Origin of the sequence: Bacillus sp. AFS017336, from assembly GCF_002555445.1 — a bacterium.
Taxonomy (GTDB): Bacteria; Bacillota; Bacilli; order Bacillales; family Bacillaceae_G; genus Gottfriedia.
This window is the reverse complement of sequence record NZ_NUCO01000014.1, coordinates 12,924-26,037: the sequence shown is the minus strand read 5'-3', so window position 1 is coordinate 26,037 and position 13,114 is coordinate 12,924. Positions and strand designations below refer to the sequence as shown.

The following is a 13,114-nucleotide window of genomic DNA, read 5'->3' as shown; positions in this document are numbered from 1 at the left end:
GTGGTTTAAGTGTCAGACGAAAGACTTGGTGCCGTCATAGAAATAATCGATGATGCTAGTAGACCTATGGATAATATAATCCGCGTTGAGAAAGCACTCGAAAAACAAACTCAGGAATTAGCTAAGATGTTTGGTAAATTAAACGAGACTTTAAATGTTACTAGAACTGTAAGCAACGCTGAAAGAGATCTAACAAGGCTTCAGAGACAAGTGTCAACTACTGAAAAAGTGTTAGGTGGTTTAAGGAAAGGTGTAAATATTGCGATTAAAGTAACGGACCTTGCTACTAAACCAATTACCTCAATTGGTAAAAAACTTTTTTCTTTGAACGGAATGCTTGTTGCAGCTGCTACAGGGTATGCTGCACAAAATGCTGTGAAAAGTACTGTTGGTCAAGCTCTTGAGTTTGATTTAACTAAAAAGCAACTGGAGTATGTAGCAAAAAATAGAGGTTTAAACGGAAAGAATATCATGAACCTTGCTCAACAAACGTCATTAACTTCCATGTTTAGTCAAAAGGAAATATATGATACTTTTGCGGGGATGCTTAGTTATGCTAAGAAAGATAATCAAACAAAACAATTGACGGATATGGCTCAATTACTGGCTTATACAGATCCCATGCAGGGGATGAGTGGTGCAAAGGTTGCTATTCAGGAATTGTTAGGCGGAGATGCAAAGTCGCTATATATGCGATTTGAAAAGATACCAAAAGCAGTTGCTGACAAATTAGCTACCTATGCAGATAAAAACCCTATAACTAAAGGTAATAATCTAGACGGTTTTATTAAACTTTTTAACGACTCAATGAAAAGTACTGGGTACGATAAAAACTTTGTCCATGCGATGGAATCAACTTCATATGGTAAGTACTTATCATCTATGGAAAATATACAAACTGTACTAAGGAAAATAGGTGAAGCAGCACTGCCAAATGTGACAAGAATGATTGATAAGTTTAATGCGAAAATGAATAACGGAGGAATTGAAAAAATCTCCAAGTTATTTGGTAAATTAAGTCTTAGTATTTCTAAAGTAGCAGATAGAGCGTTAGATGGTTTGATTAAAAATGCTCCAAAAATCGGGAAAAAATTAGACAGTATATTTACCTCATTTAGTAAAACAGTAGACGACTTGTTATCAGGTAAAAAGAGCTTTGGTGACGCAGTAAACGAATGGCTTGGAAAAGGGTTAGAGGCCTTGAATAGTTTTGTTTCAACAAATCAAGCTGCAATTACTGCAACAATGGACACTTTCACAGAATACATTATTGGCGTTCTTCAAGCACACACAGGAGATTTTGTTTCAGCAGGAGCTGGGATAGGCAAAGCAATCCTTGATGGAATACTCCAAGGCATCGGAAACAAGTTGACTAATATACCTGGATTAAAACAGTTGGGACAGCTATCTGAATGGACAGGGAAAAGTGATAATGTTGTGGCCAAGGTTTTAGGCGGAGGACTACAAGCTTACGATAAGCAAAAGCTTAAAGACCAACACATAAAAGATTCCCAGAGAATGCACCGTCAAGCTAGAGCTATTGGTGGTATTGTTCAACGCGATAATACTCCGACCTTACTTCATAGAGGTGAAGAAGTTAAAACACAACGAGAAGTGACCAGAGATAAGTTCTCTCCAAAGTCTTCAGGTGTTGTAGTTAACATGTATGGCACTGTTGTTAGAGAAGAAGCTGATATTGATAAAATCGGCAATAAATTCTTAAAGAATCTTGTAAAACATAATGTTTCATTTGGAGGTGCGAATGACTAATGGAATTTTGGTTTATTGATGATAAAGCTAAAACAAAAGTCCAATTACCAGTACCCCCTCCTAATTTTATGAACGAAACAGGTAAGAACATAAATATTTTAAATATTGCAGACTTTGGCGAGTATGCAAGACCTGGTGATACTAAATTAGCGCGGCTGGGTTTTAAATCCATTTTCCCATCTATTAAGTATCCGTGGGTCCGTGTAAAGACTCTAACAAAGCCTTATGATCTTGCAACGCGATTTGAAAACTGGTCAGAAAAAGGAACTCCAATTCGTTTCATGGTTACAAGTACAAACATTAATCGTACATTCCTAATTGAAAGCTTTGTATATGGAGAGAAAGATGGTTCAAGTAGAGATATCGAATATGAGATACAGCTTGTAGAGTATAGAGTGCCTGTAATTAAAACGTCCACTAAAAGCAGTTCTAAACCTCGGCCATCTAGTTCACCATCAAGACCTAAAACATACACAGTTAAAAAAGGGGACACATTGTGGGACCTTGCTAGGAAATATTATGGAGACCCATATAAGTGGAAAAGCATTGCTTCCCTTAACGGTGTTAAAAACCCTAGAAAGCTCCAAATTGGCAAGGTGTTGAGGTTGCCATGAAAATATATATTGGGAAACAAGAAATTAAATATACAAGACTGACTTGGAGCGGTTCAAAGTACAGCGCTGCTAGACAATTGGAATTCTCTATACCCTCAAATTTCCTATATAGCATTAGCCAAGGGAATACTCTTTTACTAAAAGAGGGCGATACTACATTGTTTGAGGGATTTGTATTTAGAAAAGAGAAAAGTCGCCAATCTAATGAAGTAGCTATTTTAGGGTACGATTCATTGATTTATCTGTTAAAAAGCGATGGATCATTTAACTTTAAAACATCTACATTTTCTACGGTGGTCAGAAAATCATGTGGCGATGTCGGTGTGCCAGTAGGTTCTATTGCAGACGGCAATGCAAGTATTAAATTGGAACCAATGATAAACGTGAACTTGTATCAGATAATCATTTCTGCTTGTAAAGAAGTTAAGAAAAAAACAGGGAAAGTGTACCAACCTGTTATTCAAAAAGGGAAGTTGAATATAGTTATTGCAGGTTCAATCATTAAAAACTTTGAATTAGCAGAGGGTAGGAACCTTACCGATTCTACTTTTTCAGAAACGATAGAGAATGTAGTAAATAAGGTAATTATTGTTGATGATAAGGGGAAGAAAATCGGGCAAGTAACAGGAGATGGACTATCAACTTGGGGCACTTTTCAGCAAGTATACGAAAAAGAAAAAGGGAAAAATTCTACTACTGAAGCCAAAGCTATGTTACACGGGTTAGATCGAGAAGCTAATGTGGAAGGTTTAGGTAATGTAAGTTGTATAAGCGGAAGGGCTATAACAATTAAAGACACCAAGACAGGTCTAAAAGGTATATTTTATATTGAAGAAGATACACATACAGTTGAAAATGGTAATTATACTATGTCCCTTCAACTGAATTTTAAAAACATACTGGAGGAATCTTAAATGAGTTTCCCAGGATTAATTAATTTCATTCAAGAAGTTAGTAAACAAACAAATATGAACTTTGTTTTTAGCGGAGAAGTGACTTCAACTTCACCTTTATTGGTTAGAACAAATGACATTGATTTAGATAAAGAAGAATTAAAAATAGCGACAAGTGCTAAAAGTGGACTTACTACTGGTGACGAAGTACTCCTAATAAAACAGGGTGCTTTTTTTATTGTAGTCGCTAAAGTGGAGGAAGCTACATGAGTATATTTCCATTTGTAGATGATACAGAAAACATTATTAGCACTGAAGAGCTTCCTCTTTATAAAGAATGGGCATGGGATTTTGATTTAAATGATTTTAAATTGAATAATGGAAAACCATATTTAGTTGAGGGAGAAGAAGCTATTAAAATATGGGCATATAAGGCGCTAATCACTGAGCGTTTTAAATACACTGTTTATTCATGGGACTATGGGTCAGAACTTAATAGTTTAATTGGTAGTGGTTTTTCAAACGAAGCAGTGGAAATAGAAACTGAGCGAATGATAAAAGAAGCTTTATTAGTTAATCCGTACATCACAGACATAACAGATACAAGCATAACTGCAGAAGATGATGTAGTGAATATATCTTTCACGTTAGGAACGATTTACGGTGATACGGAGGTGAGTTTAGTTGCAACTTAAAGAAGATATCATGGCACGAATGTTTGCAGCAATTTCAAATGATTATGACAAGAGTGAAGGCAGCATTATTTATGATGCAGTAGTAGCGGTAGCAAATGCTATTGAAGACAATTCAATCGAAACCGATAACTTCTTAGATCAAGTTTTCCTTGATACTGCTACAGGAGATTATTTAGACAAAAGAGCAGGGGAATTTGGTATTTATCGTAAAACTGGAACCTTGGCCACGACTAACTTAATGATTTCAGGTACGAATGGCACTGTTATACCTGCTGGTACAAGGTTTTATGCAAATGACACCTACTTTGCATCAACGTCAGATGTAACAATTTCAAGTGGGACAGCTTCAGTTTCAGTAACATGTGAGGTCGCGGGTACGATTGGAAACGTCCCTGCAAATACAATTGTTAATGCGGTAAATAGTATCAGCGGTGTTACTTCAATTACTAACACTTCAGCTGTTACAAACGGAACTGATGATGAATCAGACGACTCATTAAGAGCGCGTTGTTTTGCGCAAATCCAGTTACCTTCAGCAAGCGGAAACATAGCAGACTATACAAAATGGTGTACTGAAGTAACTGGGGTAGGGGCTGTAACAGTAATACCGATTTGGAACGGGAACGGTACAGTAAAGTGTGTTCTTGTTAATTCGAATATGAGAGCAGCCGATGGCACTCTTATCTCTGCAGTACAAGCCAATGTAGAAGCTAAAAGACCAATTGGAGCAACAGTTACGTATGTTAGTGCAACAGAGCTTGCGATTAACGTATCAGTAGACGTTGATTTAGCTAATGGCTATACATTAGCTCAGGTACAAACAAACCTTATTAGTTCGTTAACGGATTACCTAAAATCTGTTGCTTTGAAAACAAGTTCTATAAGCTATGCAATAATAGGTTCGAAAATATTAGCGACTCCTGGAGTAATTGATTATCGATCATTAACTTTAAACAGTGGAACTGCAAACGTGTCAGTCTCAAATACTCAAGTTGCGGTGGTGGGTACAGTCAATGCTACGTGATGATTTTCCTCAATTCTATGAAAATAACGGGACTATGTTAGCCCTATGGGCAGCAGAAGAAAGTGAAATTGATATTTTACAAGCTAATTTAGAATCTACTGTTAATCAGATGTTTATTGATACAACTGATACAGAGATTGCTAGGTGGGAAACGATGTTTGGTCTACCTATTAGACCTAATATCCCTCTAGCAGATCGTCAATCGACAGTTAAAGCAAAAATAAGGGGGATAGGAGTCGTAAATGTAGCTCAGATAAAAAGAACTGCGGATGCATTTACAAACGGGAATGTTCAAGTAACTGAAAAAGCATCGACTTATGAATTTGAAATTAAGTTTACTGCAGTCAATGGTACTCCTCCGAATATGGGAGACCTACAAGAGGCAATTAATCAATTGAAACCAGCTCATTTGAATGTGATCTATGTTTATGCGTACAGGACCTGGAATAAGATTGACTTAGTAAATTATACTTGGAATCAGATTGATGCACTTGGTTTAACTTGGGATCAATTTGAAACATTACTATAAGAAAGGAGATAAAATATGCCTACAAATACACCAATTTTCGGCATTCCTAAACCTTTGGGGACAGAATACTTTAACCGAACAAACTTTAACAATATATTGGATTTAATTGAATCTGGAATGCTAAATAAAGTACAAATGATGAAAATAACTGATGATACTGGCGGAGTAAAAATAAATGCTCCCAACACTTCTGATGATATTTTGGCACTTCTTTTAGCACAGGGTAAGGGGATACACACCTTTTATAATATCTTAGGTGCAGTAAATAACCCTGCATCTGGAGCTAGTATTAGAGGTACAGCACATTTTACTGCATCTAATACCGGTTGGGTCATTGCGTTCGATACGAATAATAGTGTATACACAAATTATTGTGACATAGGAACTTGGAAGGGTTGGAAAAAGATTGCAGTTGACCAATCTACATCATGGACAAATTTAACACTTCAAAACTCTTGGGTTGCTTTTGGTGGATCTTACCCTAATCCATCATACAGATTGAATACAAATGGAGAAGTCGAGCTTAGAGGGAAAATGAAAGACGGAGTAGTCACCAATGATACTCTTTTAGCAACATTACCTGTGGGTTTCCGTCCAACTCACAATAGAGATTACTCTGTTATTTGTAAAAGCGGAACATCGGATGTTTTAGGAAGGGTGCTAATTACTACACTTGGTGAAATAAAATTCCAAAGTGGCGGTAATGGTTTATTATCATTGGATAATATTCCTCCAATAGCACTTAGTTAGGAGACCATATGAAACGAGTTTATAGAATTGATTTAGAAGGTTTCTATGTAGAAGATGTAATACTTGAAGACGAAGCAAATTTACCAAGTGACTGTATCGACATGCCAGAACCAATAGGTTTTTATAAGATTAAATATGATGCTGTTACTAAAAAATGGGTTGAAGGGTTATCACAAGAAGAAATTGATGTAATTCGAAATGCGACGATTCCACCAACTGAAATCGAAAGATTAAATGAACAAATGGATTATCTAGTAGATGTAGACTTTCGTTTATCACTAGTTGAACTAGGACTATAAATAACGATACTTGGAGGAATGGATATGTCATTAACTTATAAAGCTTGTAAATCAATGATTGATCGTGAATCTTATTCTAGTAAAGAGGATATGCAAACAAAGTTAGATATTTTCTTATTGAATAATCGAATTACTCAAATAGAATATGACGAGTTAACACAACAACTAAATGCAGAGTAATCTTCAGGCACCTAAATACTAGGTGTATTTTTTTATGCCCAAAGGAGATGGAGTAATGAATATAGATGTTATTTCGTTATTACCAAAGTTAATTCAAACAGCTTTACTATTTTACTTTCTAGTTAAGTTCTTAGATTTTGTAACTGGTCTATTAAAGACTTGGAAAGGTGTTTCCAAGTATAAATCTAGAGTAATGAGAGACGGAATTATTCGATGGATTGGTGAACTGGTTGGAATTGTATTTGTATTAGCACTAGATATTGTATTAGGGCTAAACTTTTATTTAACAGGGTTTACACTAGCCCTTTTTATTTACAAAGAAGGTGGTAGCATTGTAGAGAATTTAAGAGCGATTGGTGTGGTACTTCCTGCACAAGTAGAAGACAAATTAAAATCATTTGATAAAGGAGACGTTCATAATGACTGATGTAACAAAAACTTGTAGAGATATTGGGGAACTATTACCGGTTACACAAAAGGCAGTTAAATTGTTTCTTGAAGAATGTAAAAAGGCAAATCTTGATATCTTCATTACAGAAACATATCGTTCACAAGAAAGACAAGATTATCTTTACTCTTATGGTAGAACAAGAGAAGGTGAAAAAGTTACTTGGACAAGATCGAGTAACCATACTGGTCGTTTAGCATGGGATATTGCTGTTAATAAGCCGAAAGATTTATATGATTCTTCTACACTGAAAAAAGCAGGTGAAATTGCAAAAACACTAGGTATTACATGGGGTGGTACTTGGAAACAACCTGATACTCCACACTTTGAAGTGAAAAAAGATTGGGTAGCACCAAAAACTTCAAAGCCAGACACTTCTATTAAAGCGGAAATCATTGAAAAGGACATTGTTCCTTATCCAGGTAAACCTTTGAAAGAAGGCAGTAAAGGTAAAGATGTGGAACGCATTCAGCGCGCTGTGAAAGTACCAGTTACTGGTGTTTATGATGAAGTAACAAAGGCAGCGGTAAAAGCGTACCAAAAACGTAAAGGACTTACTGTAGACAGCGTTGTGGGTCAACAAACATGGAGTAAATTATTTTAAGGGGGGATTTATAATGGCTAGTAATTTAACAAACTATGCACAAGCAAAACTGTTAGACCACGTTCTTGGTACAACTGCTTTCACAAAACCTACAACGATTTATGTATCTTTACACACAGCTGACCCTACAGAGACAGGTTCAACTGCTGCTGAAATAGTGGGTAACGGTTATGTAAGACAAGCTATCACCTTTGCGGCAGGTACAAATGCTGCTGGGATTGCAACCGCTCTAAGTAACGGTGCTGATGTACTATTCCCAGCAGCTACTGCTTCTTGGGGTACGATTACTCATATCGGTATCAATGATGCTGTATCCGCTGGTAATATGTTGTTATATGGTCCAGCATCAGCAGCAAAAACAATTGCTTCAGGTGACCAATACCGTATCAAAACTGGCCAAGGCTCAGTTACATTAGGTTAATCTTATGAATTATTATCTGGTTAATAAAACTGGGGATGGTACAAAACAGAATCCGTTTAGACCAGAGTTGGAGGGGGACATATCTTTTGTATGTTCCCCTTTAAACAATAACCAGTATCTAGTGGGTACGGTTGACCCTGTACCCTTAGTTGAGATTGTAGATTTAGAAAGTTTTTGCACATTAAACGGAATACCTTTTTCTGACGTCTTAAAATGGTTTGTAGGTGATTAAATGGCTATTAAAGGACGGACGGGCCTAACTAATATATTTAACGGTTTGGCGGACGATGATTTTATACAAGTACCAACGTTTCTTTTTAATTTTCCTTTTTACGGGACCGATTACAATACCGCATACGTTGGATCAAATTCATATTTAACGTTTGGTAGTTCGTCGATTGCGTTTGATGGGTTTGGTTTTACATCTCAAAAAGGTTTATATGTACAAGCTAGTGACCGAGCCGACATATGGGTTGGATATGTTTCAACAACGGATTATACCCGCATTAGGTGGGAGGGCGGGACTTTCACCGACGGCAATTATCCGTATGATTGGGAGGTAACTCTTTTTAAAACAGGAGTTGTTCAATTAGATATTGGGACATTGCCGAACGACACGCCTAATAATAATTTTATAACTAATGGTTTGAATGATTCGTCAGCGGCCAATTTTACTAATAACGTTAGTAATAGGACGATAAGGTTTACGCCAAAAAACACCGCCTCAAACGGATATGATATTTTATACGATGCTGCAGAGTACCAAATAACAAATACTTTATTTAAGGACACGTTCACAGATACCAACGGAAAAAGTTTAAGCGCTCATACCGCAGACGTAAACGGTACAGGAAACCCTTATGTCTTATCGGACTTCTCTAATGGAGTTTCTTCAGCTACAATAAACGCTAGTGGTCAAGGGGTAATTACAAACGGCGATTCTTTTGCAGTTGTTGACGTAGGACAAGCCGACGTTACTATCCAAGCAACCTTAATATCGACAGGCGCTGCTCAAATCGTATTTAGAAGAAATACATCAGCCTATTTCTACGCTGAATTTGATGCTGGCGGAGTATCTGTATTTAACGTTATTCCAAACACTAACTTCATATCAATGGGTAGCGCCAGTTATGCGGGAATATCTTCTGGAGCCTTGGCTAAAGTAGTTTTGACTGGCTCTACCATAGATGTGTATATGAACGGTACAAAAGTTCTAACCGTAACAAGTGCCGTTAATCAAACTGTAACCTCTCATGGTATTGGTTCAGGAGTGGGAAATACCGCATTTGATAATCTACAAATAGATAGTCCAGCAGGTGGAGGCGGTACAATTCAAGATGTGACATTATCCTTATCGGCAAATAGTAGTTTTTCTCCTATCCCAAGTACTACTTTATCTGGAGCGATTAATTTTTCCGGAGATTCCAGTATTACTCTGCCTGGAGGAATAATTCAAAGTACTGGTTTATCTATGTCTGCAGTCAGTTCTCTAATGTTAAATTCAAGTGTTATTACAGAGAGTTCGATTAATATGAGCTCAGACAGCTCTTTAACTGCAATTCCAAGCGTTATATTGGATGGAAAAATCACTTTATCTGGAGACACTACCCTAACGATAGCAGTTGGAGGAGTAGTCGATGCTACAATATCTTTCTCCTCAGACAGTAATTTATCAGTTGTACCTTCAATACTGATAGATGCTGGAGCGATTTTATCTGCTGCTTCTGATATATCGGTCAATCCATCGCTACTAGTTGGTGGAGGTATTGGATTAATAGCAGATACCCAACTAACAGTTACACCAGATATCATAGGTTTGGATATTTATCTAGATCTCTCTGCTACATCCGGAATGAATGTGGTACCAAGTGTAATCTTAGGAAGTGGTTTAAATTTATCTGCGGATGCAAGTATAAGTGTTAATCCTTCATTATTAGCCAATGGATCGACCAGTCTATCCGCATTGGCTAATATGTTGATAAATGGTGAGGGGTTTAATCCAAATAACGTTATTTCATCCTATGTATATTTAGATGGTTCAAGACAGTTAATCGTACAACTAGAAGGAAAAAGAAAACTAATCATTAACTTAAAAGCTGAAAGAGTTCAAATGGTAAAGTTAAACGGGGTGATACATTGACTTCCTTAAAGCAAAACTTCAGTATGTATGCAGGTGATTCAAAGGAAATCGTTGTTTCAGTAGTGGATGAGAACGGAGTTGCGCTGCCTTTATCTGGAGCAACAGTGAAATGGATATTGATGAATAACAGTTCCAGTATTACTAAAAATACGACAAATGGGATAACATTAAGTGGCTCAGATATTCATATAAAATTGGATCCAGCTGATACACTTACATTAACCGGATTATATGAGCATGAAATAGAACTAACTGATTCCTTAGGAAATGTATCAACAGTAACAAAAGGAACGGTTAATATAATTAAAAGTTTAATATAGAAAAGCCCTGTTACCGTTTGGTAGCAGGGTTATTTTTCATTCGTCTAATTTTTTTGTAACAGTAATCCAAATGAAAAATAATATTATAATTACTCCTAAAGGTATTAACCAAACTGCAAGTTCTGCATATACCATTTTACTCACCTATTTAATATCATTTACATATTAAAGATTTTTATCCCCAGGAACGCTAATAGCCGACTATTGGATACAAATAAAAAAGACATCGCCAAAATGACCGGATGGATGTCTTTTGTAATAGTAGGAGTTAATTTATTATATGCTTGTCTTATTTTTCTGGAACACTTTAAAATAAATATGCACACCCAAAATGATTACAAATAAAAAAAGACATCACTCTATTTCTAGGGCGATGTCTTTTTTATATATGAAGGTGATATTGGTTAATATTATATGCATGTTTTATTTTTCTGGAACACATATTGCACCTTCCTTAATTAGAGTTCGTTAGTTTTACAAGAATTTTATTGTTGCTTATCTAATAATCCAAAATAAAGTATTAATTTGTAATAACTTAAGACAATTATATATGCAAAAAAATAACTTATTGCTGTGTAATATATAGTCCACCCATTTCTATAAATCACCTGTCCTTTACATAAAGCCCAGAACTCAATTAATGTAGTTATCAATGTAAAGAAAACAATGGCAATAATAATATTTAACTTCTTAAAATAAATAGAAATTATATATAAACAACCTAAAATTGGATATAGTCCAAGATTGAAAGGAAATGCTGATAAGGATAACTCATTATTTTTAATTTTTAAACTCCAATAATAATTAAACCCCCAAGTATTTATGATGAAAGCTATAGCTACACAGATAGGTAAAAAAATGACCATTATTTTTGGTACTTTTATTACTAAAAGTAACCCAAAAAGCCAAGGTAAAATAAATCCCCATAAAATATATATGAGCATGTAATCCCGCCGTTCAGTTTATTAAATGGTTATATTTTATCCTTTTTCTTATGCAATTAAACTATCATTTAATATTATTTGTTTTGTTTATGTAAAAAGATAAATCCCCAAATACAAAGGATAATTATGTTTACAAAAGATAAGGTAAATGGCAATAATGATACAAAGTAATTCCATTTAGAAAAGCCTTACATCGTTTCTATTTCCTTTCGTCTTTTCATAACACATATTGTTTTTATTTTGCTCGGCAGATATACTACTGAAAGACAAACTTGATGATTAAAAATAAAAAAGAAAACCTAGATCTAAAGGTTCTCTTTTTTTTTTGGAAATAATTAAGGTGATATTGTCAAAGAAGATTCGTTCAATACAATATATGATATTAAAAGCAAATAGATTAGATTTTCTACCTAATTACTGTTCTAAATTTGAAAATTTATTGATTAGTTTTTTCTGGCACACTTAAAGCTGATTCCCTCACAACTCCATTATCAATCCTCAATGCGATCGTTCCAATCCATCTATCCATATTAGGCAACAATACAGCACCTTCCAACTTACAAGAAAAGTACCTTATATGAACCGAATCCTTAGAATCTTTGCTAATCACTGGGCAAGCGAGTAGATTCCCAAGTCGTTTTAATGCAGCTTCTTTTTTCATTCCAACTATTTCTTTTTTGATGACTGATTCGTAGTAGTTTTTTAGTGGGAACATTTAATCACCTAGTTGCATATTTTCTTCTTTAGCATCTATCTTGTTATTATCTTGTAAATTCGTTACTAAAAGTATAATAGCAGTTAACATGTGTAAAATCATTCCTAAAAAAGGAATCCATCCTAAAAGGCATGTTATAATTCCAAACTTACTTCCAATAAGTTTTAAACCTCTATTACCAGAAGCCACAATTGCAATTATGTGAAGTATTAACATAATTAGTAATGCTGAATAGTGGGTACTTATTACTACTAAGCCTCCGATTAAAGGAATTGCTAAAATACACTCACAAACCAGAGTAAGCCATCTCCACCCCATATAAAAACCCCATTTCCAAATATTTCTTAATAAAATATTTATATTCTACTAATGTTCAATCTTTCCTTTAAATGAAAAAGAGTGTATCGACACGAAAATATATTATTCTCTCTTCCAAGTGTACTGGCAATTTTCCACCTTTTTAGGCATACATTGAAACATACGGAGATGTTTCAAGGCATGTCCAATAAAAGAAAAGAGGGCCCATCTAAACGGTGGGTCCTTTTATTTGTCTAGACTCCATATATCCTCTACTTTTAAATTCAAAGCTTTAGCTATTTTAAGAGCAACTTCTAATGTTGGCGTACTTTTTCCATTAGAAATTAAACTCATTGTAGATAATCTAATCTCGGCCTTTTCAGCAATAAAAGATTGTTTCAATCCTTTTTCTGCCAGGATCACTTTTAGTCTAGTCTTCATTTAATCACCTCATAATTTCTGATTCTACAA

Annotated in this window: 19 protein-coding genes; 15 read left to right on the top strand and 4 right to left on the bottom strand. The window is 35.3% G+C overall.

Going from position 1 to position 13,114, the window contains the following annotated elements:
• Positions 1 to 9: 9 nt before the first annotated feature.
• The 15 genes from CN601_RS06880 (at position 10) to CN601_RS06810 (ending at position 10,687) form a co-directional block, all read left to right on the top strand.
• Positions 10 to 1,770, top strand: coding sequence for a hypothetical protein (locus CN601_RS06880; protein WP_098170579.1), 1,761 nt, complete (start codon positions 10 to 12; stop codon positions 1,768 to 1,770).
• The gene (locus CN601_RS06875; protein ID WP_098170578.1) at positions 1,770 to 2,384 is read left to right on the top strand and encodes a LysM peptidoglycan-binding domain-containing protein; all 615 of its coding nucleotides are present in this window, start codon (positions 1,770 to 1,772) and stop codon (positions 2,382 to 2,384) included. Before CN601_RS06880 ends, CN601_RS06875 begins: the two co-directional genes overlap by 1 nt.
• Positions 2,381 to 3,298 carry an XkdQ/YqbQ family protein gene (locus tag CN601_RS06870; RefSeq protein ID WP_098170577.1) on the top strand — a complete coding sequence of 306 codons (918 nt, stop codon included), beginning with the start codon at positions 2,381 to 2,383 and terminating at the stop codon, positions 3,296 to 3,298. The genes CN601_RS06875 and CN601_RS06870 overlap by 4 nt, the downstream gene beginning before the upstream one ends.
• The gene (locus tag CN601_RS06865) at positions 3,299 to 3,547 is read left to right on the top strand and encodes a DUF2577 family protein (protein ID WP_098170576.1); all 249 of its coding nucleotides are present in this window, start codon (positions 3,299 to 3,301) and stop codon (positions 3,545 to 3,547) included.
• On the top strand, positions 3,544 to 3,972 hold the full coding sequence (locus CN601_RS06860) for a DUF2634 domain-containing protein (RefSeq protein ID WP_098170575.1): 429 nt from the start codon (positions 3,544 to 3,546) through the stop codon (positions 3,970 to 3,972). The genes CN601_RS06865 and CN601_RS06860 overlap by 4 nt, the downstream gene beginning before the upstream one ends.
• Positions 3,962 to 4,996, top strand: a complete 1,035-nt coding sequence (locus tag CN601_RS06855) for a baseplate J/gp47 family protein (RefSeq protein WP_098170574.1) — start codon at positions 3,962 to 3,964, stop codon at positions 4,994 to 4,996. The genes CN601_RS06860 and CN601_RS06855 overlap by 11 nt, the downstream gene beginning before the upstream one ends.
• Positions 4,986 to 5,525 (top strand): putative phage tail protein, encoded by a 540-nt coding sequence (locus CN601_RS06850; RefSeq protein ID WP_098170573.1) that lies wholly within the window; start codon positions 4,986 to 4,988, stop codon positions 5,523 to 5,525. The genes CN601_RS06855 and CN601_RS06850 overlap by 11 nt, the downstream gene beginning before the upstream one ends.
• A gap of 15 nt (positions 5,526 to 5,540) precedes the next feature.
• Positions 5,541 to 6,275, top strand: coding sequence for a hypothetical protein (locus CN601_RS06845; RefSeq protein ID WP_098170572.1), 735 nt, complete (start codon positions 5,541 to 5,543; stop codon positions 6,273 to 6,275).
• A gap of 8 nt (positions 6,276 to 6,283) precedes the next feature.
• A complete protein-coding gene (locus CN601_RS06840; RefSeq protein ID WP_098170571.1) occupies positions 6,284 to 6,574 on the top strand; it encodes a hypothetical protein in 291 nt (96 codons plus the stop codon).
• A 24-nt stretch (positions 6,575 to 6,598) separates the two neighbouring features.
• On the top strand, positions 6,599 to 6,754 hold the full coding sequence (locus CN601_RS26870) for a hypothetical protein (protein ID WP_179865469.1): 156 nt from the start codon (positions 6,599 to 6,601) through the stop codon (positions 6,752 to 6,754).
• Between the two features lie 55 nt (positions 6,755 to 6,809).
• The gene (locus CN601_RS06835) at positions 6,810 to 7,181 is read left to right on the top strand and encodes a phage holin family protein (protein ID WP_257131634.1); all 372 of its coding nucleotides are present in this window, start codon (positions 6,810 to 6,812) and stop codon (positions 7,179 to 7,181) included.
• The gene (locus CN601_RS06830; protein WP_098170569.1) at positions 7,174 to 7,806 is read left to right on the top strand and encodes a peptidoglycan-binding protein; all 633 of its coding nucleotides are present in this window, start codon (positions 7,174 to 7,176) and stop codon (positions 7,804 to 7,806) included. The genes CN601_RS06835 and CN601_RS06830 overlap by 8 nt, the downstream gene beginning before the upstream one ends.
• Positions 7,807 to 7,819: 13 nt before the next feature.
• Entirely contained in the window at positions 7,820 to 8,227 is a 408-nt protein-coding gene (locus CN601_RS06825) for a phage tail fiber protein (protein WP_098170568.1), read from the top strand.
• A 232-nt stretch (positions 8,228 to 8,459) separates the two neighbouring features.
• Positions 8,460 to 10,367 carry a hypothetical protein gene (locus tag CN601_RS06815; RefSeq protein ID WP_098170566.1) on the top strand — a complete coding sequence of 636 codons (1,908 nt, stop codon included), beginning with the start codon at positions 8,460 to 8,462 and terminating at the stop codon, positions 10,365 to 10,367.
• Complete coding sequence (locus CN601_RS06810; protein ID WP_098170565.1) at positions 10,364 to 10,687, top strand: hypothetical protein; 324 nt, start codon at positions 10,364 to 10,366, stop codon at positions 10,685 to 10,687. The genes CN601_RS06815 and CN601_RS06810 overlap by 4 nt, the downstream gene beginning before the upstream one ends.
• A gap of 485 nt (positions 10,688 to 11,172) precedes the next feature.
• On the opposite strand, the gene CN601_RS06805 is transcribed toward CN601_RS06810, so the two are convergent.
• The 4 genes from CN601_RS06805 to CN601_RS06790 all read right to left on the bottom strand — a co-directional run bounded on the left by CN601_RS06805 (position 11,173) and on the right by CN601_RS06790 (position 13,084).
• On the bottom strand, positions 11,173 to 11,631 hold the full coding sequence (locus CN601_RS06805) for a hypothetical protein (protein ID WP_098170564.1): 459 nt from the start codon (positions 11,629 to 11,631) through the stop codon (positions 11,173 to 11,175).
• A 436-nt stretch (positions 11,632 to 12,067) separates the two neighbouring features.
• Entirely contained in the window at positions 12,068 to 12,346 is a 279-nt protein-coding gene (locus CN601_RS06800; RefSeq protein WP_098170563.1) for a hypothetical protein, read from the bottom strand.
• Positions 12,347 to 12,664, bottom strand: coding sequence for a hypothetical protein (locus CN601_RS06795; protein ID WP_098170562.1), 318 nt, complete (start codon positions 12,662 to 12,664; stop codon positions 12,347 to 12,349). It lies immediately after the preceding gene.
• A gap of 225 nt (positions 12,665 to 12,889) precedes the next feature.
• The gene (locus CN601_RS06790; RefSeq protein ID WP_098170561.1) at positions 12,890 to 13,084 is read right to left on the bottom strand and encodes a helix-turn-helix transcriptional regulator; all 195 of its coding nucleotides are present in this window, start codon (positions 13,082 to 13,084) and stop codon (positions 12,890 to 12,892) included.
• Between the last annotated feature and the right edge of the window lie 30 nt (positions 13,085 to 13,114).